17 protein-coding genes are annotated in these 19,485 nt (G+C 71.5%); 5 read left to right on the top strand and 12 right to left on the bottom strand.

Annotation, left to right across the window (positions count from 1 at the left end; all coding sequences use genetic code 11):
• Nucleotides 1–13: 13 nt before the first annotated feature.
• The 8 genes from ACIRD7_RS04605 to ACIRD7_RS04640 form a co-directional block, all read right to left on the bottom strand.
• Entirely contained in the window at nucleotides 14–805 is a 792-nt protein-coding gene (locus tag ACIRD7_RS04605; RefSeq protein WP_403449648.1) for an SDR family NAD(P)-dependent oxidoreductase, read from the bottom strand.
• 64 nt (nucleotides 806–869) lie between these two features.
• Nucleotides 870–1,982 (bottom strand): 3-oxoadipate enol-lactonase, encoded by a 1,113-nt coding sequence (pcaD, locus tag ACIRD7_RS04610; protein WP_403449651.1) that lies wholly within the window; start codon nucleotides 1,980–1,982, stop codon nucleotides 870–872.
• The gene (gene pcaB, locus ACIRD7_RS04615) at nucleotides 1,979–3,277 is read right to left on the bottom strand and encodes a 3-carboxy-cis,cis-muconate cycloisomerase (protein ID WP_403449654.1); all 1,299 of its coding nucleotides are present in this window, start codon (nucleotides 3,275–3,277) and stop codon (nucleotides 1,979–1,981) included. The genes pcaD and pcaB overlap by 4 nt, the downstream gene beginning before the upstream one ends.
• The gene (gene pcaG, locus ACIRD7_RS04620) at nucleotides 3,274–3,879 is read right to left on the bottom strand and encodes a protocatechuate 3,4-dioxygenase subunit alpha (protein WP_403449656.1); all 606 of its coding nucleotides are present in this window, start codon (nucleotides 3,877–3,879) and stop codon (nucleotides 3,274–3,276) included. The genes pcaB and pcaG overlap by 4 nt, the downstream gene beginning before the upstream one ends.
• Before the next feature lie 6 nt (nucleotides 3,880–3,885).
• Entirely contained in the window at nucleotides 3,886–4,659 is a 774-nt protein-coding gene (pcaH, locus tag ACIRD7_RS04625) for a protocatechuate 3,4-dioxygenase subunit beta (RefSeq protein ID WP_403449658.1), read from the bottom strand.
• 18 nt (nucleotides 4,660–4,677) lie between these two features.
• Complete coding sequence (locus ACIRD7_RS04630) at nucleotides 4,678–5,880, bottom strand: thiolase family protein (RefSeq protein WP_403449661.1); 1,203 nt, start codon at nucleotides 5,878–5,880, stop codon at nucleotides 4,678–4,680.
• The gene (locus ACIRD7_RS04635; RefSeq protein ID WP_403449663.1) at nucleotides 5,877–6,521 is read right to left on the bottom strand and encodes a CoA transferase subunit B; all 645 of its coding nucleotides are present in this window, start codon (nucleotides 6,519–6,521) and stop codon (nucleotides 5,877–5,879) included. The genes ACIRD7_RS04630 and ACIRD7_RS04635 overlap by 4 nt, the downstream gene beginning before the upstream one ends.
• A 2-nt stretch (nucleotides 6,522–6,523) precedes the next feature.
• Complete coding sequence (locus tag ACIRD7_RS04640) at nucleotides 6,524–7,303, bottom strand: CoA transferase subunit A (protein ID WP_403449664.1); 780 nt, start codon at nucleotides 7,301–7,303, stop codon at nucleotides 6,524–6,526.
• Between the two features lie 209 nt (nucleotides 7,304–7,512).
• On the opposite strand from ACIRD7_RS04640, the gene ACIRD7_RS04645 reads away from it, so the two are divergent.
• A complete protein-coding gene (locus ACIRD7_RS04645) occupies nucleotides 7,513–7,977 on the top strand; it encodes a MarR family winged helix-turn-helix transcriptional regulator (protein ID WP_403449667.1) in 465 nt (154 codons plus the stop codon).
• 7 nt (nucleotides 7,978–7,984) lie between these two features.
• Here ACIRD7_RS04645 and ACIRD7_RS04650 read toward each other — a convergent pair whose 3' ends face one another.
• Nucleotides 7,985–8,929: a DUF3048 domain-containing protein gene (locus tag ACIRD7_RS04650; RefSeq protein ID WP_403451658.1), complete on the bottom strand. Its 945-nt coding sequence runs from the start codon at nucleotides 8,927–8,929 to the stop codon at nucleotides 7,985–7,987.
• A 248-nt stretch (nucleotides 8,930–9,177) separates the two neighbouring features.
• Here ACIRD7_RS04650 and ACIRD7_RS04655 point away from each other — a divergent pair, with 248 nt between their 5' ends.
• Nucleotides 9,178–10,368: an alcohol dehydrogenase catalytic domain-containing protein gene (locus ACIRD7_RS04655; RefSeq protein WP_403449668.1), complete on the top strand. Its 1,191-nt coding sequence runs from the start codon at nucleotides 9,178–9,180 to the stop codon at nucleotides 10,366–10,368.
• 16 nt (nucleotides 10,369–10,384) lie between these two features.
• Here ACIRD7_RS04655 and ACIRD7_RS04660 read toward each other — a convergent pair whose 3' ends face one another.
• Entirely contained in the window at nucleotides 10,385–11,455 is a 1,071-nt protein-coding gene (locus tag ACIRD7_RS04660; protein ID WP_403449671.1) for an ATP-dependent DNA ligase, read from the bottom strand.
• 74 nt (nucleotides 11,456–11,529) lie between these two features.
• Here ACIRD7_RS04660 and ligD point away from each other — a divergent pair, with 74 nt between their 5' ends.
• A complete protein-coding gene (gene ligD / locus ACIRD7_RS04665; protein WP_403449673.1) occupies nucleotides 11,530–12,591 on the top strand; it encodes a non-homologous end-joining DNA ligase in 1,062 nt (353 codons plus the stop codon).
• Here ligD and ACIRD7_RS04670 read toward each other — a convergent pair.
• On the bottom strand, nucleotides 12,578–14,764 hold the full coding sequence (locus tag ACIRD7_RS04670) for an OmpL47-type beta-barrel domain-containing protein (RefSeq protein WP_403451660.1): 2,187 nt from the start codon (nucleotides 14,762–14,764) through the stop codon (nucleotides 12,578–12,580). The genes ligD and ACIRD7_RS04670 overlap by 14 nt on opposite strands.
• Before the next feature lie 14 nt (nucleotides 14,765–14,778).
• The gene (locus ACIRD7_RS04675; RefSeq protein WP_403449675.1) at nucleotides 14,779–17,256 is read right to left on the bottom strand and encodes a ThuA domain-containing protein; all 2,478 of its coding nucleotides are present in this window, start codon (nucleotides 17,254–17,256) and stop codon (nucleotides 14,779–14,781) included.
• Between the two features lie 178 nt (nucleotides 17,257–17,434).
• On the opposite strand from ACIRD7_RS04675, the gene ACIRD7_RS04680 reads away from it, so the two are divergent.
• A complete protein-coding gene (locus ACIRD7_RS04680; protein ID WP_403449678.1) occupies nucleotides 17,435–18,433 on the top strand; it encodes a multicopper oxidase domain-containing protein in 999 nt (332 codons plus the stop codon).
• A gap of 14 nt (nucleotides 18,434–18,447) precedes the next feature.
• On the top strand, nucleotides 18,448–19,383 hold the full coding sequence (locus ACIRD7_RS04685; RefSeq protein WP_403449681.1) for an ornithine cyclodeaminase family protein: 936 nt from the start codon (nucleotides 18,448–18,450) through the stop codon (nucleotides 19,381–19,383).
• The last annotated feature ends 102 nt before the right edge of the window (nucleotides 19,384–19,485 follow it).

Raw genomic sequence — 19,485 nt, forward strand, 5'->3', positions numbered from 1 at the left:
GTTCCGCGGCGGCTCAGAGGCTCAGCAGCTGATCGGTGACCGCGGCCAGCCGCTTGCGTGTCTCGGGGTCGTACGTCCCCTCGTGGGCCCGCGCCCGGGACGTCCCGTCGAAGTAGCCGCCCGTCCCCAGGTCGCGGGTGGCGAGGGCCAGCACTCCCGGAGCGCCGTCGCCGACCGTGTTCCAGGGGGTGATGCCGCCCTCGCGGACCATCCCGGTGTCCATGTAGGTAGCCGGGTGCAGCACGTTGACCGAGACGCCGGTGCTCTCCAGCTCCTCGGCGAGGGCGAAGGTATGGGCCGCGAGAGCGAACTTGCTCCGCCAGTACGCCGCGGCGCCGGTGTAGCCACGGGTCAGCTCGGGGTCGTCGGGGTCGAGCGGCTCCTGGCCGGCCGAGCCGACGTTGACGATCCGCGCGGGCGCGTTCGCGCGGAGCACGGGAAGCAGGGCACGGGTCAGCGCGACCGGCGCCAAGTAGTTCACCGCCAGCCGCAGTTCGTGCCCGTCGGCGCTGAGCTCGCGGCCCGTGCCGGGCGGGCCGAAGCCCACTCCCGCGTTGTTGATCAGCACGTCCAGCTCGGGATGCGCGCCGGCGACATGCGCCGCCAGCTCCCGCACCTGTCCGAGCGAGGCCAGATCCGCCACGAACCCCTCGGCCTCGCCCTCGCCCCGCAACTCCTCGACGAGCCCCTCCGTACGACCCGGGTCCCGCCCGTGCGCGAGGACGCGGTGTCCGGACCGGACCAGCTCGAAGGCGACGTAGCGGCCGAGTCCGGAGGTGGCGCCGGTGATCAGAATGGTGGACATGCCTCCACCGTAGGCATACCGGGCACGCGGGTGCGAGGTGCTGCTGGGGCTACGACCAGCAGGGTCACCCTTCCTCTTCCGCGAGCACCCGCTGGGCCGTGGCGAACGCCGAGTTCGCCGCCGGAACCCCGCAGTACACGGCCGTCTGGAGCAGCACGGCACCGATCTCGTCCGGCGTCAGCCCGTTGCGCCGCGCCGCCCGGACGTGCATGGCCAGCTCCTCGTAGTGGCCGTGCGCGACCAGCGCCGTCAGAGTGATCATGCTGCGTTCGCGGCGGGTCAGGGTCGGGTCGGTCCAGATCTCGCCCCAGGCGTAGCGCGAGATGAAGTCCTGGAAGCGCGCGGTGAACGCGGTCTGCCGAGCCTGGGCCCGGTCCACGTGATCGTCGCCGAGCACCTCCCGCCGTACCTCCATGCCCCGCGTGGCGCCCCCGCCGAGGTGCGCCCGCAGAGCCGTCAGCACGGCTTGTGGACACTGTGCCGGCGCCAGGTGCGAGGCCCCGGGGAGCTCCACGAGCGCGGCGCCGGGAACGGCGTCCGCGATCTCCCGCAGATGCGCGGGCGGCGTCGCCGGGTCCTCGCGCCCGGCGACCAGCAGGGTCGGCGCGGAGATCTCGGCCAGCCTCTCGCGCAGGTCGAAGGCGGCCAGCGCGTCACAGCAGGCGGCATAGGCGGCCGGATCGGCGTCGCGGTGGTCCCGCACCAGCTCCGGCACGGTGAACCCGGGCGTGAACCAGCGGGCGTCCGCGCTCTCGGCCAGCCCCGCCAGCCCTTCGCGCCGCACCAGCGCGGCCCGCTCCTCCCACGGCTTCGAGCCGTTGAAGTGCGCCGACGAACAGATCACGGCCAGGGAGCCGACCCGCTGCGGGTGGTGCACGGCGAGATGCAGCCCCACCGCGCCGCCCAGCGAGACCCCCGCGTAGGCGAACCGCTCGATGCCGAGCGAGTCGGCGAGCGCGAGCACCAGGTCGGCGAGATCACCGACCGTCGCACCGGGCCCGATGAGACCGGGGTCGGATCCGCCGTGTCCGGGCAGCTCCCAGCGCACCACCCGATGGGTGATCGACAGCTCGAGCGCGACCTTGTCCCACAGGGCGGACGAGGTCCCGAGGGACGGGCCGAGCAGCAGCGGCGGTGCCGAGGCGGGCCCTTCGGCACGGTGGTCGAGGAGTGTCAACGTCGCTCCAGGGCACGGTCGGTGAGGGCTCCGGCGGAGCCGGTGTAGTGGGTGGGGTCGAGGTCGACGTCCGCCAGCTCGGGAGCCTCGGCGAGCGGGCGCCCCTCGGACGCCAGCCGGGTGAGCAGCTCCTTGGCGCGGGCCCGGCCCAGCACCGGGGCCAGCTCGGCGGACAGCCGCTCGGAGACGATCAACCCGTGGGTGAGATCGAGGTGTTCACGCATGGCATCGGCCCTGACGACCAGACCCTCGGAGAGCTCCACGGCGTCCCGGGCGGCCCCGCCGACGAGTCGCAGCAGGTCCCTGAGCGGTTCCCACTCGGCGTGCCAGGCACCGGCCGGCCGCTCGTCCTGCGCCGCCATCGACCCGTACAGCGTGGCCGCGAGCTGAGGCGCCCGGCGTGCCGCGGCGGCGATGAGTGTGGACCGTACGGGATTCGACTTGTGCGGCATGGCGGACGAACCCCCGCCGCTGCCCTCCGCGAGCTCGCCGATCTCGGTGCGGGAGAGCGTGAGGACGTCCACAGCGGCCTTGCCGAGCGCGCCCGCCGTGAAGGCGAGGCAGCCGGCGAGGTCGGCGACCGGCGTGCGCAGGGTGTGCCAGGGCAGGTCGGGCGCCCGCAGGCCGAGTTCGCGCGCGTACGCCGCCGGCAACTCGGTCGGGTCGCCGGCCCCGTACGTCCCGAAGGCCGCCAACGTGCCCGCCGCGCCGCCGAGTTGGACGGGCAGCGAGTCCCGTACGGCCGTCGTGCGGTCCCGCGCGTCGAGCACCAGCGCCCGCCAGCCGGCCGCCTTCAGGCCGAACGTGGTCGGTACGGCGTGCTGGGTGAGCGTCCGCCCCGGCATCGCGGTGTCCCGGTGCTCGGCGGCCAGCCGGGCCATTGCCCGCGCGGTGCGGTCGAGGTCGCCGACGACCAGGTCGAGGGTGCGGGCGGCGACCAGCATCGTCGCCGTGTCCATGATGTCCTGGCTGGTCGCGCCCCGGTGGACGTACGGGCCGTACTCCTCGCCGACCGCCTTCGTCAGGTCCGCGACCAGGGGGATGACCGGGTTGCCGCCGGCCCTGGCCCGCCCGGCGAGGGAGTGCGCGTCGAAGCGGCCCGCGTCCGCCGCCTCGGTCACCGCCGACGCCGCCCCGGCCGGGGCGAGGCCGAGGGCGGCCTGGGCCCGGGTGAGGGCGGCCTCGGCGTCGAGCAGAGCCTGCAGGAAGGCCGTGTCGCCGGTCGCGGCGGCGGCGGGGGAGCCTGCCCACCCCGGGGAGAGCAGGCCGGTGTCGTCGGAACCGGCAGAAGTCACTGGAACTCCAGGAAGACCGTCTCGCCTTCGCCCTGAAGGCGGATGTCGAAACGGTATGTGCCCCGGCCCTGGTCCTTCGCGATCAGCGTGTCGCGTCGCGCCTCGTCCAGCCGGCCGAGCAGCGGGTCGGCGGCCAGCGCCGCGTCGTCGCCCGGCAGATAGATCCGGGTGAACAGATGCACCAGCAGCCCCCGCGCGAACACGCACACGCTGAGGTACGGCGCGCTGTTCCCGCGCGCCCCCGGCCGCAGCGTCCGCGCGCTCCAGTGACCGGACGCGTCCGTCTGGATCCGCCCCCAGCCGGTGAACTCCAGCCCGTTGCGGCCCAGGAAGCCACCGCTCGCCGGGTCGCGGCGCATCGAACCGTCGACCCGCGCGACATGGCCGTCCGGGTCGGCGCCCCACAGCTCCACGAAGGCGTCCGGGAGCGGGTTGCCCTCGCCGTCGAGGACGTACCCCTGCAGCGCGATCGTGTCCGGGTGGCCGAGGGGCGCGATGTCGCCGCCGCCCGGGAAGGGCAGGGCGTGGCCGTAGAACGGGCCGACCGTGTGCGAGGGAGTGGGCAGCACCGTCTCCGGACGGTTGGTGTCGATCTTCGTCATCGCAGGTCAGCGCCCTTCTTCGAGCCAGGTGGCGTGCGGCCCGTCGAGCACGATGTCCCAGTGGTAGCCCATCGAGAACTCCGGGACCGACAGGTTGTGGTCGTAGGTCGCGACCAGCCGCTGCCGCGCCGCGTCGTCCGTCACCGACTGGATGATCGGGTCGTACGGGAACAGCGGGTCGCTCGGGAAGTACATCTGCGTCACCAGCCGCTGGGTGAACGCCGTGCCGAAGACCGAGAAGTGGATGTGGGCCGGCCGCCAGGCGTTGACGTGCTGACGCCACGGGTACGGGCCCGGCTGGACGGTGGTGAAGCGGTAGAAGCCGCTGTCGTCCGTCAGCGTGCGGCCGACCCCGGTGAAGTTCGGGTCCAGCGGGGCGTCGTGCTGCTCGCGCTGATGGGCGTAGCGGCCGGCCGCGTTGGCCTGCCAGATCTCGACGAGCTGGCCGCGGACCGGGCGCCCGTCGCGGTCGAGGAGCCGGCCCTCGACGGTGATCCGCTCACCGATCGGCTCACCGGTGTGCTGCCGGGTCAGGTCGTTGTCGATCTCGGTGATGTCGCGCTCGCCGAAGGCGGGGGAGTGCAGCTCCACCAGCTCCGGGTCCTTGCTGACGTCGATGGCGACCGGCGGCTGCTTCGGGTGGCGCAGGACGGAGGAGCGGTACGGCGCGTAGTCGCGGCGCGGATGGTGCTCGACCGGCGCTCCGTCGGCGATCCGCTTCTCGTACGCGGCGTGCTCGGCCGCGATCTCCTGGTCGATGTCGTGCTGGGTGAGAGTCATGGGAGTTCCTCGGGGTTCCTAACGCTCCAGAACGAGGGCGAGGCCCTGGCCGACGCCGATGCACAGGGTGGCGACGCCGACTCCGCCGCCCTTGCGGGCGAGTTGGTGGGCGACCGTGCCGGCGAGGCGGGCACCGGAGGCGCCCAGCGGGTGGCCGAGGGCGATCGCGCCGCCCTGCGGGTTGAGGATCTGCGGGTCGAACTCGGGCCACTCGGCCACACAGCCCAGCACCTGGGCAGCGAAGGCCTCGTTGAGTTCGAGCACGTCCAGATCGGCGAAGGTCCGGCCTGCCTTGGCGAGGGCCCGGTTGACGGCCTCGACCGGCGCGAGCCCGAAGTAGTGCGGGTCGAGGGCGTTGACGCCGGTGGCGGAGATCCGGGCGAGCGGCTCGCGGCCGGTGGCCTTCAGCCCTTCCTCGTCGGTCAGGAGCAGGGCCGCGGCTCCGTCGTTGAGCGGGGAGGCGTTGCCCGCGGTGACGGTGCCGTTCTCGGCGCGGAACGACGGCTTGAGCCTGGCCATGGCCTCCAGGGAGGCATCCGGCCGTACGCACTCGTCCGCGGCGAGGACCACCGGGTCGCCCTTGCGCCGCGGGATCGACACGGGCGCGAGTTCGGCGTCGAACAGGCCGGCCCGCTGGGCCCTGGCGGCCTTCCGGTGGGAGGCCAGCGCGTACTCGTCCTGCTGCTCCCGGCCGATCTTGTGCTTCTCGGCGATCAGCTCCGCCGACTCGCCCAGCGGAACGGTCCACTGCGGCTCCATCCGCGGGTTGACCATGCGCCAGCCGAGGGTGGTGGAGTACAGCTCCGTGTGCCCCGCCGGGAACGGCTTGTCGGACTTGGGCAGCACGTACGGCGCCCGCGTCATCGACTCCACCCCGCCGGCCACGGCGACGGAGGCGTCCCCGACGGCGATGGCGCGGGCCGCCTGGATCACCGCCTCCAGGCCGGAGGCGCACAGCCGGTTGACCGTCACGCCGGGCACGGACGTGGGCAGACCGGCGAGCAGGGCGGCCATGCGGCCGACGTTGCGGTTCTCCTCGCCGGCGCCGTTGGCGTTGCCGAAGTAGACGTCCTCGACGCGGGACGGCTCCAGGTCGGGCGTACGGGCCATCAGTTCACGGATGGCGTGGGCGGCCAGGTCGTCCGGGCGCATGCTCGCGAGGCCGCCGTTGTAGCGGCCGACCGGGGTGCGGACGGCGTCGACGAGGTAGACGGTCCTCACAGCAGGTCCTCCGCGACGGTCAGCTTGGCGTCGGTCTTGGCCACGATCTCCTCCACGGCCACGCCGGGCGCGGTCTCGACGAGCAGCAGCCCGTCCTCGGTGACGTCCAGGACGCCGAGGTCGGTGATGACCCGGTTCACGCACGCCTTGCCGGTGAGCGGCAGCGCGCACTCGGTGCGGATCTTCGCCGAGCCGTCCTTGGCGGTGTGGGTCATCACGACGATGACCGTGCGGGCCCCGTGCACCAGGTCCATCGCGCCGCCGATGCCCGTGATCATCTTGCCGGGGATCGCCCAGTTCGCGAGGTCTCCGGTCTCGGAGACCTGCATCGCGCCGAGCACCGCGACATCGATGTGGCCGCCCCGGATCATCGAGAACGACAGCGCCGAGTCGAAGAAGGACGCGCCCGGCAGCACCGTGACGGTCTCCTTGCCCGCGTTGATCAGATCCGGGTCGACCTGGTCCTCGGTGGGGTAGGGGCCGGTGCCCAGGATGCCGTTCTCGGACTCCAGGATCACCTCCACGCCCTCGGGCAGATAGTTCGGGATCAGCGTCGGCAGTCCGATGCCGAGATTGACGTACTGCCCGTCCCGCAGCTCGCGCGCGGCCCGCGCGGCCATCTCTTCCCGCGTCCACGCCATGACTAGCTCACCGTCCCCGGTGCCGGACGCACGGAGACCGTGCGCTGTTCGATGCCCTTGGCGGCGGCCTGCTCCAATGTCAGCGCCACCACCCGCTGCACGAAGATCCCCGGCAGATGCACCGCGTCGGGATCGATCTCGCCGGGCTCGACGAGTTCCTCGACCTCGGCGATCGTCACCCGCCCGGCCATCGCGGCCAGCGGGTTGAAGTTCCGGGTGGACTTGTTGAACACCAGGTTCCCGTGCCGGTCGCCCTTCGCCGCCCGCACCAGCGCGAAGTCGGTACGGATCCCGCGCTCCAGCACGTACTCGGTGCCGTCGAACTCCCGCACCTCCTTCGGCGGCGAGGCCAGCGCGACCCCGCCGGAGCCGTCGTAGCGCCAGGGCAGTCCGCCGTCGGCGACCTGGGTGCCCACCCCGGCCGGCGTGTAGAACGCCGGGATCCCGGCGCCGCCCGCGCGCAGCCGCTCGGCGAGCGTGCCCTGCGGGATCATCTCGACCTCCAGCTCCCCGGACAGGTACTGGCGGGCGAACTCCTTGTTGGCCCCTATGTAGGAGCCGGTCACCCGGGCGATCCGCCCCGCCGACAGCAGGACCGCGAGACCGGACTCCATCGCCCCGCAGTTGTTGGAGACGACCGACAGGCCGGACACGCCCCGCTCGTACAGCGCCTGGATCAGCACGTTGGGCACTCCGCTCAGCCCGAAGCCACCCACCGCGAGCGACGCGCCCCCGCCCACATCGGCCACCGCCTCCAGGGCCGTGGCGACCACTTTGTCCATCCGAGAAGCCCCATCTCTTCCGAGCTCCCAGCGCCGAATTAGTCAGGGCACTGAGTATTTCTGCGAGGTTCCCCCTCACGCTGCCACTGCGGCTCGAAGCCGTCAAGACCTCGGCAAATGTGAGCCTCGTCGGGTCGTACGCACCGCAGACAGTCACCTCATGGCCGGGTATTGTTCAGTGCACCGACGAAACGACCAGGGGAGCACGCATGGCCGCCGTGGACCTCACCACCCACCCCGGGCATCTGGCCCGGCGGCTCCAGCAGGCGCACTACCTGCTGTGGAACACGATGGTCTCGGAGGAGATCACCTCGCCCCAGTTCGCCGTCCTCAACACGCTCGTCGCCGAGCCGGGCCTGGACCAGCGGACGGTGGGCGAGCGGGTGGGGCTCGACCGGTCCACCATCGCCGAGGTGATCAGCCGGCTCGGCCGCCGCGGACTGCTCGACAAGGTCCGCGACCCCCAGGACGGCCGCCGCTTCCTGCTGCGCCTCACGGACGAGGGCCTGCGGACCCACAAGAAACTGACCGTGCGCACGGCCCGGATGAACCAGGTGTTCCTGGCCCCGCTGTCCGCGGAGGAACAGACGGTCTTCTTCGATCTGATCCGCCGGGTCGCGGACGCGGCCGAGGGGCTGCGCAACCCGGCGGAACCCCTCGTCGGGCAACCCTGACCGCCCTTCAGGACGCGTTCGCGAACACCACCCACACCTGGCCGTGCTGGAAGGTCATCCGCTTGCCGTCCCTCGTCGTGAACGTCGTGCCGTCCTTGGCCTTCGGACGCTTCCACTTGACGTCGTAGGCGCGCCCGTCGCGCAGCACCCGCGCCTTCCCCGCGCCCACCGTCTCGGTGTACGGCGTGTGGTGGCCGAGCGAGTCGTGATAGCCGGACCTGCGCATCTTCACGTACTGCACGACGACCGTCCCGGCCATGACCCGCTCGCCGTCCGTCGTCCTGGCCGCGGTGCCGTCCATGGCGACCAGCCAGCGGTGCCGGCTCTCGGACCAGGTGAAGGAGTACCGGGCCGCCGAGTAGCTGACCGTCTGCGAGGCGGTGGCCTTGCCGCCCGCCGGGGCCGGCCCGAAGCGGAATCCGGTCGTCAGGGCGGGCGAGCCCGGGGGCGCGGACATCAGCCGGTGGGGCCGCAGGTAGAGGTTGTGCGGCGCGGGCCGGCCGGTGCCGCGGAAGTAGGCGTCGGCCGCCTCGCCGGGCGGCTCCGCCGTCAAGGGGGCGGCGTCGATCAGCGGCAGGAGCTTGCGCTGCGCGCCGGAGAAGGCGAGCACCGGCCGGTCGAACTGACGCAGCAGCTCCAGATCCGTCTCGCGCGCGCTGCGCACCGGCCCGACGGCCTTCGGCAGCTTCTGCGCGTAGACCGCCATCAGACGGCTCAGACCGCCCTCGACCTGCTCGACGTAGACGATGTCCGCCTGGTTCAGGCCCGTGTGGGGCCTGGCGGAGGGGGAGTTGTCGATCTTCACGGCCAGCGCCGACGACGTCTTCGCCCGGCTCTCGCTCTCGCTCGGCGTCGAGGTGTCCTTGCCACGGCTGTCGTCGCGCGGGCCGCCGGAGAGCGTGCAGCCGGCGGCCAGGGCGGCCGCCAGCGCCGCGGCCATCAGCCCCGTCATGGTCGTGGCGCGTCGGGTGCGCGCCGCTCGTCGTCTGCCCAACGTCGTCACCCGCGACCACCCGTCCGGTTCATGTCATCAATTGTGCGCTTATCTGTTCATTGATGTCATACCCGGCCGGACCCCGCGGTCCCGTGAATGCGCCGATCGGCCCACCGGCCGGCCCGGCGGTTCGCCGGGGGATCACAGGGGTACCCGGGCGGCCACCGTACGAGCGCACACGCACGCGAGCGGAGGGAGCGCGGACGATGAGGGCAGTGACCTGGCAGGGAAAGCGGGACGTGCGGGTGGAGAACGTGCCCGATCCGCAGATCCAGGAGCCGACGGACGCGGTCATCCGCATCACCTCCAGCGGACTGTGCGGCTCCGACCTGCACCTGTACGAGGTGCTCACGCCGTTCATGACGCCGGGGGACATCCTCGGCCACGAACCGATGGGCATCGTCGAGGAGGTCGGCGCCGGCGTACCGGACCTGCAGGCGGGGGACCGGGTCGTGGTGCCGTTCCAGATCGCGTGCGGCGACTGCTGGATGTGCCTGACCGGGCTGCCCACGCAGTGCGAGACCACCCAGGTCACCGGTGAGGGCATGGGCGCCGCCCTGTTCGGCTACACCCGTCTGTACGGCGCGGTACCGGGCGCCCAGGCCGAGTACCTGCGCGTCCCGCAGGCACAGTTCGGCCCGATCAAGATCCCGGAAGGGCCGCCCGACGACCGGTTCGTCTACCTCTCCGACGTGCTGCCCACCGCCTGGCAGGCGGTCCGCTACGCCGAGGTCGCGGAGGGCGGTAGCGTCGCCGTGCTCGGCCTCGGCCCCATCGGGGACATGGCCTGCCGCATCGCCCGGGCGACCGGCGCCGGGCAGGTGTTCGGCGTGGACCTGGTGCCCGAGCGGCTGCGGCGGGTGCGGGGACGGGGTGTCGAGACGTTCGACCTGAGGAGCTTCGACGACGAGAAGGAGCTCGTCGCCGCCATCCGCGACCGGACCGACGGCCGCGGCCCCGACGCCGTCATCGACGCGGTCGGCACCGAGGCCCACGGCAGCGCCGCGGCCCGGCTGGCACAGCAGGCGTCGGCGATCCTGCCCCGCAAGCTGGGCGCTCCGCTCGCCGAGCGCTTCAGCGTCGACCGGCTGGCAGCCCTGTACACCGCGATCGACCTGGTCCGGCGGGGCGGCACGATCTCGCTGTCCGGCGTCTACGGCGGCACGGCGGACCCGATCCCGCTGCTCACGCTCTTCGACAAGCAGATCCAGCTGCGGATGGGCCAGGCCAACGTGCGCCGTTGGACCGACGACATCCTGCCGTTCCTGACGGACGACGACCCCCTCGGCGTCGACGACTTCGCCACGCACCGGGTACCGCTCAGCGACGCCCCGCAGGCGTACGAGATGTTCCAGCGCAAGCAGGACGGCGCCGTGAAGGTGCTGATGCGGCCCTGACGCCGGCCCCGTCCGGTCAGGCCTGCGGCGCGAAGATCTCCGCGAGGTCGTAGCGGACCGGCTCCTCCAACTGCGCGTAGGTGCAGCTCTCGGGAGTGCGGTCCGGGCGCCAGCGGCGGAAGCGGGCCGTGTGCCGGAAGCGCACCCCGTTCTCCATGTGGTCGTACGCCACCTCGGCGACCCACTCCGGCCGCAGCGGCACCCAGGACAGGTCCTTCTTGCCGGACCACCGGCTCGGCGCCCCCGGCAGCCGGGCCGACTCGTGGGCGGCCTCCTCGGCCCACGCCGCCCAGGGATGCCCCGCGGCTTCCTCCATCCGCAAGGGCTCCAGCTCGTCGATCAGCTCGGCCCGCCGCTTCATCGAGAACGCCGCCGACACGCCCACGTGCTGCAGGGTGCCCCGGTCGTCGTGGAGGCCGAGCAGCAGGGAGCCCACGACGGGCCCGCTCTTGTGGAGGCGGTAGCCGGCGACGACCACGTCCGCCGTCCGCTCGTGCTTCACCTTGAACATGGCGCGCTCGTCCGGCAGATAGCGCAGGGTCAGCGGCTTGGCGATCACCCCGTCCAGACCTGCACCCTCGTACTGCTCGAACCACCCCTGGGCCGTCTCGACGTCGGTCGTCGCCGGCGCCACGTGCACCGGGGCCGTCACCCCCGACAGCGCCATCGTCAGCAGCGCCCGCCGGTCGGCCAGCGCGGTCTCCAGCAGCGACTGGTCCGATAGGGCCAGCAGGTCGAAGGCCACGAACGACGCCGGGGTCCGCTCGGCCAGCGTCCGCACCCGCGAGTCCGCCGGATGGATGCGCTCGGTGAGCGCGTCGAAGTCCAGCCGCCCTTCGCGCGCGATCACGATCTCCCCGTCCAGCACGCACCGCTCCGGCAACCGCTCCTTCAGCCCCGCCACCAGCTCCGGGAAATACCTGGTCAGCGACTTCGTGGTCCGGCTCCCCAGCTCGATCTCGTCCCCGTCGCGGAACACGATCGCCCGGAACCCGTCCCACTTCGCCTCGTACTGCATGCCCGGCGGGATCTTCGCGACCGACTTGGCGAGCATCGGCTTCACGGGCGGCATCACCGGCAGGTCCATGCTCCGATTCTGCTCGCATCCGGCGGCCGTCGCCCGGTATGCGCGGCACGCGCGCTGCGCCTACGGTGGCTCGCATGGGCGAAGCGGTGGAACTGGAGGCGGCCGGGCGGACGGTACGCCTGTCCAACCCGGGCAAGATCTTCTTCCCGGAACGCGGCTACACCAAGCTGGACCTCGCCCGCTACTACATCGCCGTCGGCCCCGGCATCCTGCGCGCCCTGCGCGACCGCCCCACCACCCTGGAGCGCTACCCGGACGGCGTGACCGGCGAGTGGTTCTACCAGAAGCGGGCGCCCAAGAGCATGCCCGACTGGATCCCCACCGCCCACATCACCTTCCCCAGCGGCCGCAGCGCCGACGAGATGTGCCCCACCGAGGAGGCCGCCGTCCTGTGGGCCGCCCAGTACGGCACGCTCACCTTCCACCCCTGGCCGGTCCGCCGCGCCGACGTCGACAGCCCCGACGAACTGCGCATCGACCTCGACCCGCAGCCCGGCACCGACTTCGACGACGCCGTACGCGCCGCCCACGAACTGCGCGCCGTCCTCGACGAGTTCGGGGGCTTGCGCGGCTGGCCCAAGACCTCCGGCGGCCGCGGCCTGCACGTCTTCGTGCCGATCGAGCCGCGCTGGACGTTCACCCAGGTCCGGCGCGCCGCCATCGCGGTCGGCCGGGAGCTGGAGCGCCGGATGCCGGACCACGTGACGATCAAGTGGTGGAAGGAGGAGCGGGGCGAGCGCATCTTCGTCGACTACAACCAGACGGCCCGGGACCGGACCATCGCCTCGGCGTACTCCGTACGGCCCCGCCCGCACGCCCCGGTCTCCGCGCCCCTGCGCTGGGACGAGGTCGGCGTCGCCCACCCCCAGGACTTCGACATCGTGACCATGCCCGCGCGCTTCGCCGAACTGGGCGATGTGCACGCGGACATGGACGACCACCGCTTCTCCCTGGACGCGCTGCTGGAGCTGGCCAACAAGGACGAGCGCGACCATGGGCTGGGCGATCTGCCGTACCCGCCCGAGTATCCGAAGATGCCGGGGGAGCCCAAGCGGGTGCAGCCGAGCCGGGCCAAGAAGGCGGCGCCTCCCGAGGGGAAGCCGAAGGAGACGCCGCCGGAACCTACAGCTCCTTGATCCGGACGTCCCGGTACGAGACCACATCCGTCGTGCCGTGCACCTGGAGCCCGACGTAGCCGGAGGCGAACCGCCGCCCGTCCGTGCCCGGGTCGTCCGAGCGGGGCGGGACGAAGTCCTGGCCGCCGGTGTTGTCGAACTCGTTGATCAGCACGCCGTTGCGGAAGACCGAGTAGTGCTGGTCGACCACCCGGATCTCGTAGTCGTTCCACGTCCCCTTCTGGGTGACGCCCGCGCCCGCGAGCCCCACCCGGTCGAAGCCGTAGACCGAACCGGTCTTGTACATGTCGCCGTCGGGCCGGTCGAAGACCTGCACCTCGTGCCCGTACTTGATGGCGACCCACTCCGGCCGTGACTCCTCGGGGTGGTCATGGACCCACGGGAACCGCACGAACACGCCGGAGTTGGCGTTGCCGGTGCCCGGCGCGTCGTCACGCCACTGGAGCTTGAGCGAGAAGTCGCCGTACTTCCGCTCCGGGAACCACAGCATGCCGAGGCCCGCCTTCGTCGTCCCGGACGTGATCGAGCCGTCGCCGTTCGGCGCGAACGAACCACCGCCCACCTGCTGCCACTTGGCGAACGACGCCGCGCTGCCGTCGAGGATCGTGCGGTAGCCCTCGGTCTGGCCGGGCTTGCCGATCCCGGACTGGCGGGCAGCCTTGCGGATGGCGTTGTACTCGCGCTGGTCGACGACGCCTTCCTTGAGGAGCTTGTCCAGGACCGCCGTCACGTGCTTGAGGAACAGCGCGTGGGACGTCCACTCCTTCTCGTCCTCGATCAGCTCGTTGATCCGGCACCGGCTGTTGGTCAGCCGGTTCGGGACGCCCGAGTCGACCGTGCCGACGATCACCGTCAACCGCTCGTCGAACTCCGGGCAGTTGGGCGCGGGGACCTGGCTGGAGACCACCGTGAAGGTCACCGTGCGGGCGGCGGAGGTGTTGCCCGCCTTGTCCGTCGCCCGGTAGGCGAGGGTGTGGGTGCCCGCGCGGTCGACGACGACCGGAGCGGTGTACGCGAGGTACGGTCCGCCGTCGATCGAGTACTCGATCCGGTCGACGCCCGAGCCGTGGTGTTCGTCGGTCGCCGTGACGGTCACCGCGGCGCTGCCGACGTACGCCCCGGACGAGTTCTTCGTGCCCTCGACGCTCACACCGGTCACCGGCGCGGTCGTGTCCGGCTGCGGCGCCGCCACGACCGTGAACGCGACGTTCTTCTCCGGCGCGACGTTGCCCGCCTTGTCGGTGGCGCGGTAGCGCACCGTGTGGCTGCCGACCTCGTGCACCATCACGGGCGCGGTGTACGGCTGCCAGGCACCGGAGCCGATCGCGTACTCGATGGTGTTGACGCCGGACCCGGTGTCGGAGGCGGTGACGGTGACGGTCGCCATGGCGACGTACGTCCCGTCGGGGTTCTGCTCGCCGCTGACCGTCGCCGACGTCTCCGGCGCGGTCGTGTCGTCACTCTGCGGCGCGACGACCGTGAACGTGACGTTCTTCTCCGCCGAGACGTTCCCTGCCTTGTCGAAGGCGCGGTAGCGGATCTTGTGATCGCCGACCTGGTCGACGACGACCGGCGTGGTGTACGGCTGCCAGGCGCCCGCGTCACCGACCGCGTACTCGACGCGGTCGACCCCGGAGCCGCCCTCGTTGTCGGTGGCGTGCAGCGCCACGCTCGCCGAACCCACGTACTGCCCCTGCGCGTTCTGCGTCCCGCTGACGTGCGCGGCGGCCTCGGGGGCCGTGGTGTCCTCGCCGCTGCCCTCGGTCACCACCAGGATGCCCTGCATCTGCCCGTGACCGGGGATCGTGCAGAAGTAGCGGTAGCGGCCGGGGGTGAGCGTGACCTCGGCGCTGTGCTTGCCGCCCTGGTCGTCGCCCGGGTTGGCGAGGATGTTGAGCTGGACGTCGTTGTTGAACTCGGGATCGGAGGTGTCGAACGTCAACGTGTGCGGCATTCCGGTGGTGTTGCCGGTCGCCTTGCTGTTCTCGAAGACGATCGTCGTCGCGCCCGCCACCGTCGTCGCGGGCGCCGAGGCGTACTTCGTGATGTCGTCGCCGGCGGTCCAGGTCAGGACCTGCGCGGCGGCTGCCTCAGGGGCCTGCGGCTGTCCGGTCGCGGGCAGCGTTTGCAGCCCGAGCACCACCAGCAGTGCGGCCAACAGGGCCGCCCACATTCTTCGTTGCCGTGTCACTGCGCCCCCCTCGCCAGCTGTCCGGCGGCCGGAGTGGGGCCGCCGCCCGTGTAGGTGACCCGCCACAGCGCCGACTTGGCGTCCGAGGTGAAGAAGCCCCGGCCGTAGTCGAGCACGTACAGCGCGCCGTCCGGACCGAACTTCCAGTCCATGAGGTTCTTGATGCCGTCGTTGCCGATCGGCACGATCTTCTTCAGCGACTCCGAGTGCACCGGCAGACCGCCGTCCCCGTGCGTCCTGGGGTCGGTGATCACCGCGTTGCGCGGCTGGTCGGCGTCGTAGAAGTCACCGACGAACCACTTGCCGTCCCAGTAGGCAGGCCACTTGGTGCCGCTGGTGCTCGCCGCGTCGTACCGGTACACCGGACCGTTCATCGCGGCCTGGCCGCCGCCCTTGAGCCACGGCAGCGAGTAGGTGGCCTCCTCCTGCTTGTACGACGGCACTCCGTTCGCGTCGCGCGGGAAGTCCGGGGCGCCGCCCTGGGGCGAGTACCAGATGTTGTTGCCGGTGACCGGCGGCAGGTTGACGAGGCCGTCGTTGTTCGGCGACTCGTTCTTCGGGGCGTCGCAGTCGTACCAGCCCAGCGGCTTGCTGGGATCGGGCAGATTGCGGTCCCGGTAGGGCTGCTTGTTGCCCATGCAGTACGGCCAGCCCCGGTTGCTCGCCTTGGTGATGACGGCGAAGGTGTCGTACTTGGCCGGTCCCCAGGTCGTCGAGGGCGCGCCCGCGTCGGGCCCGACCCAGCCCGCGTACAGGACGTCGGTCTTCTTGTCGACGAAGATGCGCGCGGGGTTCCTGACGCCCATCACATAGATCTCGCCGCGCGTCTTGCCACCGCCCTCGGCGGTCTCCCGGCCGGTGAAGAGGTTGCCGTCCGGGAGCGTGTACGTCCCGTCCGGCTCCGGGTGGATGCGCAGGATCTTGCCGTTGAGGTTGTTGGTGTTGCCGGCGGTGCGGCGCGCGTCGGCGAAGGACACGCCCTTGTAGTTGGGCTCGGGGTTGTTGCCCGAGTAACCGTCGCTGAAGCGGCTGGAGTTGTTGTCACCGGTCGCGATGTACAGGTTGCCCTTGGAGTCCCAGGACATCCCGCCGCCCGAGTGGCAGCAACTGTGCACCTGCACCGGCCACTTGAGCAGCACCTTCTCACTGCCCAGGTCCAGCTTGTTCGTGGCGAGGTCGAGCGTGAAGCGCGAGACGCGCCGCTCGGCCATCCGTGTGTCCCGGTTGAGCTGGGAGTGCGGGGTGTAGTGCAGGTACACCCACCCGTTCTCCGTGAAGCGCGGGTCGAGTTCGATGCCGAGGAGCCCCTCCTCGACCTTGATCAGCTCGTCGCCGCCCCCCTTGTTGCCGAAGACGGTCAACGCCCCGGCGAGGGTGACCTTCTTGGTCTCCGGGTCGTAGACATGGATCTCGCCCTTGCCCTTGCCGATCTCCGGGTTGTTCCAGTCGGTGACGACCGGCTGGGAGGAGTCGGCGCCGCCCCGGCCGATGTAGAGGACACGGCCGTCGGGGGCCGTGACCAGGCCGTGCGGCTCGCCGATCTGGTCGTTCTGCCCCGGCTGGTTGGGCTGGGTGAGGCGCTCGGCCTTGTAGTTCCCCGTAATGGTGGCCTTGCAGTCGGCCTGCGCAAGCCGGGTGGTCCACAGCAGGGCCCCGCGCAGATGCGTACGGAAGTCGGTCTCGTCGTACGACGACACCGTGCCGCCCATGCCGGTGTAGAAGGAGCGGCCGCCGTCGTAGTCACGGCACCAGCTCACCGGGTGGTCCCAGCCGCCCGCGCCGGTCCCCGGCCGGTAGCTGGACTCGCGCACGCGGGCGACCGTGTGCACCGCACCCGAGGGGTTCTTCGCCCAGTTCAGCCACTTGTCCGGCCGCTTCCACTGGACCGGCAGCTCCTTGGTGGCCGGGTGCGCGCGGTCACCGACCTCCACGACGGCACGCTGTGCGTTCGTGGGGCCGCCGGCCGCCGGGCGGGCGCCGACCAGGCCGGTGAACCAGTCCGAGTACGGCTCGGCGCGGGCCGCGTCATGGATGCCGACGAATCCGCCGCCCGCCTCCATGTAGGCCTCCAGGCCCGCCTCCTGCTCGGGGTCCAGGACGTCGCCGCCGCCGGTCAGGAACACGATCGAGTTGAAACGGCCCAGCCTGGTCTCATCGGTGAAGACCGAGGCGTCGGCGGTGGCCTCGGTCTTGAAACGCTGGTCGGCCGGACCCGACAGGCCGATCTTCTCGATCGCCTCGATCCCGGCGTTCACCAAGGGTGACTCGTCGCCGGCGGCCGCGGACCCGTAGAAGATCAGCACACGCACATTGGCGCCGCCCGGCGGGGACTTGATGGACATCGTTGTCAGGGACGGATCCGGGGCCGGGCGCGCGTCCGCCGCCGGGGCTGACATCAGCCCGGCGGCGACGATCCCGGCAGCCACAGTGGCCACCCAGGTCTGTCTTCTCGTGCTCAACCCTCGTAAGTGCATGGGCACCTCCACGGTCACAGCAACAGCGAAAAGGAAGCTAGACCCCTTTGAACGACTCGCCAATACCTATGACCGGACTCGGACGAACTTTGTCCTGAGTGTGGATAAACGAGGAAGTGGCCGGTACCGTCTCAGCGGCTCGTCCCCGTAATTTCCGTACCGCCGTGGGGAGTTCGGCATGGACAGACCTAGCTTCGACCGACGCGGCTTCAACCGGCGCGTACTGCTGGGCGGCGCGACCGTCGCGACATCGTTGTCGCTGGCATCGGTACCCCAGGCCGTCGGCGCCGACACACCGAGGACCGCCCCGGCCGGCGGCGAGGTGAGGCGCATCAAGCTGTACGCCGAGAAGCTCGCCGACGGGCAGATGGGATACGGCCTGGAGAAGGGCAAGGCGACCGTTCCCGGCCCGCTGATCGAGCTCAACGAAGGCGACACGCTGCACGTCGAGTTCGAGAACACGATGGACGTACCGGTGAGCCTGCACGTCCACGGCCTCGACTACGAGATCACCAGCGACGGCACCAAGCTGAACAGGAGCGACGTAGAGCCAGGCGGCACCCGCACCTACACCTGGCGCACCCACGCCCCCGGCCGCCGCAAGGACGGCACCTGGCGGGCGGGCAGCGCCGGTTACTGGCACTACCACGACCACGTCGTGGGCACCGAGCACGGCACCATCGGCATCCGCAAGGGCCTCTACGGGCCGGTGATCGTGCGGCGCAAGGGCGACATCCTGCCGGACGCGACCCACACGATCGTCTTCAACGACATGCTCATCAACAACAAACCCGCGCACAGCGGCCCCAACTTCGAGGCCACGGTGGGCGATCGGGTCGAGTTCGTGATGATCACGCACGGCGAGTACTACCACACCTTTCACATGCACGGTCATCGCTGGGCGGACAACCGCACGGGCATGCTGACCGGCCCCGACGACCCGAGCCAGGTCATCGACAACAAGATCGTCGGCCCGGCGGACTCCTTCGGCTTCCAGGTGATCGCGGGGGAGGGCGTCGGGGCGGGCGCGTGGATGTACCACTGCCATGTGCAGAGCCACTCCGACATGGGCATGGTGGGCCTGTTCCTGGTGAAGAAGACGGACGGGACGATTCCCGGCTACGACCCGCACGAACACGATCACGGGGCCGCTTCGGGGACCACGCACCAGCACTGACGGATCATGGACGGGTGACCCTTGTTCTGACACGTAGTGATCTGGAAGCGGTACTGACCCCCGAGGCCTGCCTGGAGCTGCTGCGGGACGGATTCGTCCGGGCGCGGGACGCCGCGGTGGCGGGACAGCGGGTGCGGACCGACCTGCCCTTCCCCGGCACCGCCACCGCGCTGATCCCCGGCGTGCTGCCGGGCATCGACGCGTACACGGTGAAGGTCAACGCCAAGTTCCCCGGCGCGCGGCCCGCGTTGCGCGGTGTGATCTGTCTGCACAGCGGGCGCGACGGGGAACTGCTCGCCCTCCTGGACTCGGCCACCGTGACGGCGTGGCGTACGGGGCTCGCGGCGGCCCTCGGGACGCATGTGCTGGCCGGCCCGGGCGACGTCCTCGGGGTGATCGGCGCGGGAGCCCAGGCCGAGCTGATGGTGCGCGGGCTGGCGGCGCTGCGGCCGCACCGCACCCTCGTCGTCCACGACACGGACGACGAACGGGCCGCCGCGTTCGCCGCACGGCACGGCGGCCGGCCGGCGGCCTCGGCACGGGAGGTCGCGGCGACGGCCGACACCGTGCTGCTGGCCACATGGGCCCGGGAGCCGTTGCTGCGACTCGCGGACGCGCGGGAGGGCGGCCACTTCACGAGCCTCGGCGCCGACGAACCCGGCAAGCAGGAGCTGTCCGCCGACCTCCTGCGAGCCGCGGTGCTCGTCGTGGACGACCGCGAACTCGCCGCCCACACGGGGGCGCTGTCGGCGGCCGGCCTCCCGGCGACAGCCGCCGACGCCACACTCGCGGACATCCTGCGGGGCGACCACCCGGGACGCGTGAGCCCCGACGACCGGACCGTGTACGCACCGGTCGGTCTGCCGTGGCAGGACCTGGCGCTGAGCTGGGCGGCGTATCGGGCCGCGGAGCGGGTGGGGGTGGGGCGGCGGGTGGATCTGCTGGCGTGAGGGGGCGCAGGAGAGCTTGCTGCGCACGGCGGCGGACGCCGATCCGAGAGCGCTCTCACCTCCCCTTCCCCCGAGGGCTATCCTGATCCGCAACCGTCGACG

This window comes from Streptomyces sp. NPDC093568, assembly GCF_044764945.1.
In the GTDB taxonomy this organism is placed as follows: domain Bacteria; phylum Actinomycetota; class Actinomycetes; order Streptomycetales; family Streptomycetaceae; genus Streptomyces.

Excerpts from the sequence above, each read along its gene's own strand:
- ACIRD7_RS04670 (WP_403451660.1), bottom strand. The coding sequence starts at position 14,764 with ATGTGGGCGGCCCTGTTGGCCGCACTGCTGGTGGTGCTCGGGCTGCAA.
- pcaH (WP_403449658.1), bottom strand. The coding sequence starts at position 4,659 with ATGACTCTCACCCAGCACGACATCGACCAGGAGATCGCGGCCGAGCAC.
- ACIRD7_RS04650 (WP_403451658.1), bottom strand. The coding sequence starts at position 8,929 with ATGACGGGGCTGATGGCCGCGGCGCTGGCGGCCGCCCTGGCCGCCGGC.
- pcaG (WP_403449656.1), bottom strand. The coding sequence starts at position 3,879 with ATGACGAAGATCGACACCAACCGTCCGGAGACGGTGCTGCCCACTCCC.
- ACIRD7_RS04640 (WP_403449664.1), bottom strand. The coding sequence starts at position 7,303 with ATGGACAAAGTGGTCGCCACGGCCCTGGAGGCGGTGGCCGATGTGGGC.
- ACIRD7_RS04660 (WP_403449671.1), bottom strand. The coding sequence starts at position 11,455 with ATGGACCTGCCGGTGATGCCGCCCGTGAAGCCGATGCTCGCCAAGTCG.
- ACIRD7_RS04680 (WP_403449678.1), top strand. The coding sequence starts at position 17,435 with ATGGACAGACCTAGCTTCGACCGACGCGGCTTCAACCGGCGCGTACTG.
- ligD (WP_403449673.1), top strand. The coding sequence starts at position 11,530 with ATGGGCGAAGCGGTGGAACTGGAGGCGGCCGGGCGGACGGTACGCCTG.
- ACIRD7_RS04655 (WP_403449668.1), top strand. The coding sequence starts at position 9,178 with ATGAGGGCAGTGACCTGGCAGGGAAAGCGGGACGTGCGGGTGGAGAAC.
- ACIRD7_RS04645 (WP_403449667.1), top strand. The coding sequence starts at position 7,513 with ATGGCCGCCGTGGACCTCACCACCCACCCCGGGCATCTGGCCCGGCGG.
- ACIRD7_RS04675 (WP_403449675.1), bottom strand. The coding sequence starts at position 17,256 with ATGCACTTACGAGGGTTGAGCACGAGAAGACAGACCTGGGTGGCCACT.
- ACIRD7_RS04605 (WP_403449648.1), bottom strand. The coding sequence starts at position 805 with ATGTCCACCATTCTGATCACCGGCGCCACCTCCGGACTCGGCCGCTAC.
- ACIRD7_RS04635 (WP_403449663.1), bottom strand. The coding sequence starts at position 6,521 with ATGGCGTGGACGCGGGAAGAGATGGCCGCGCGGGCCGCGCGCGAGCTG.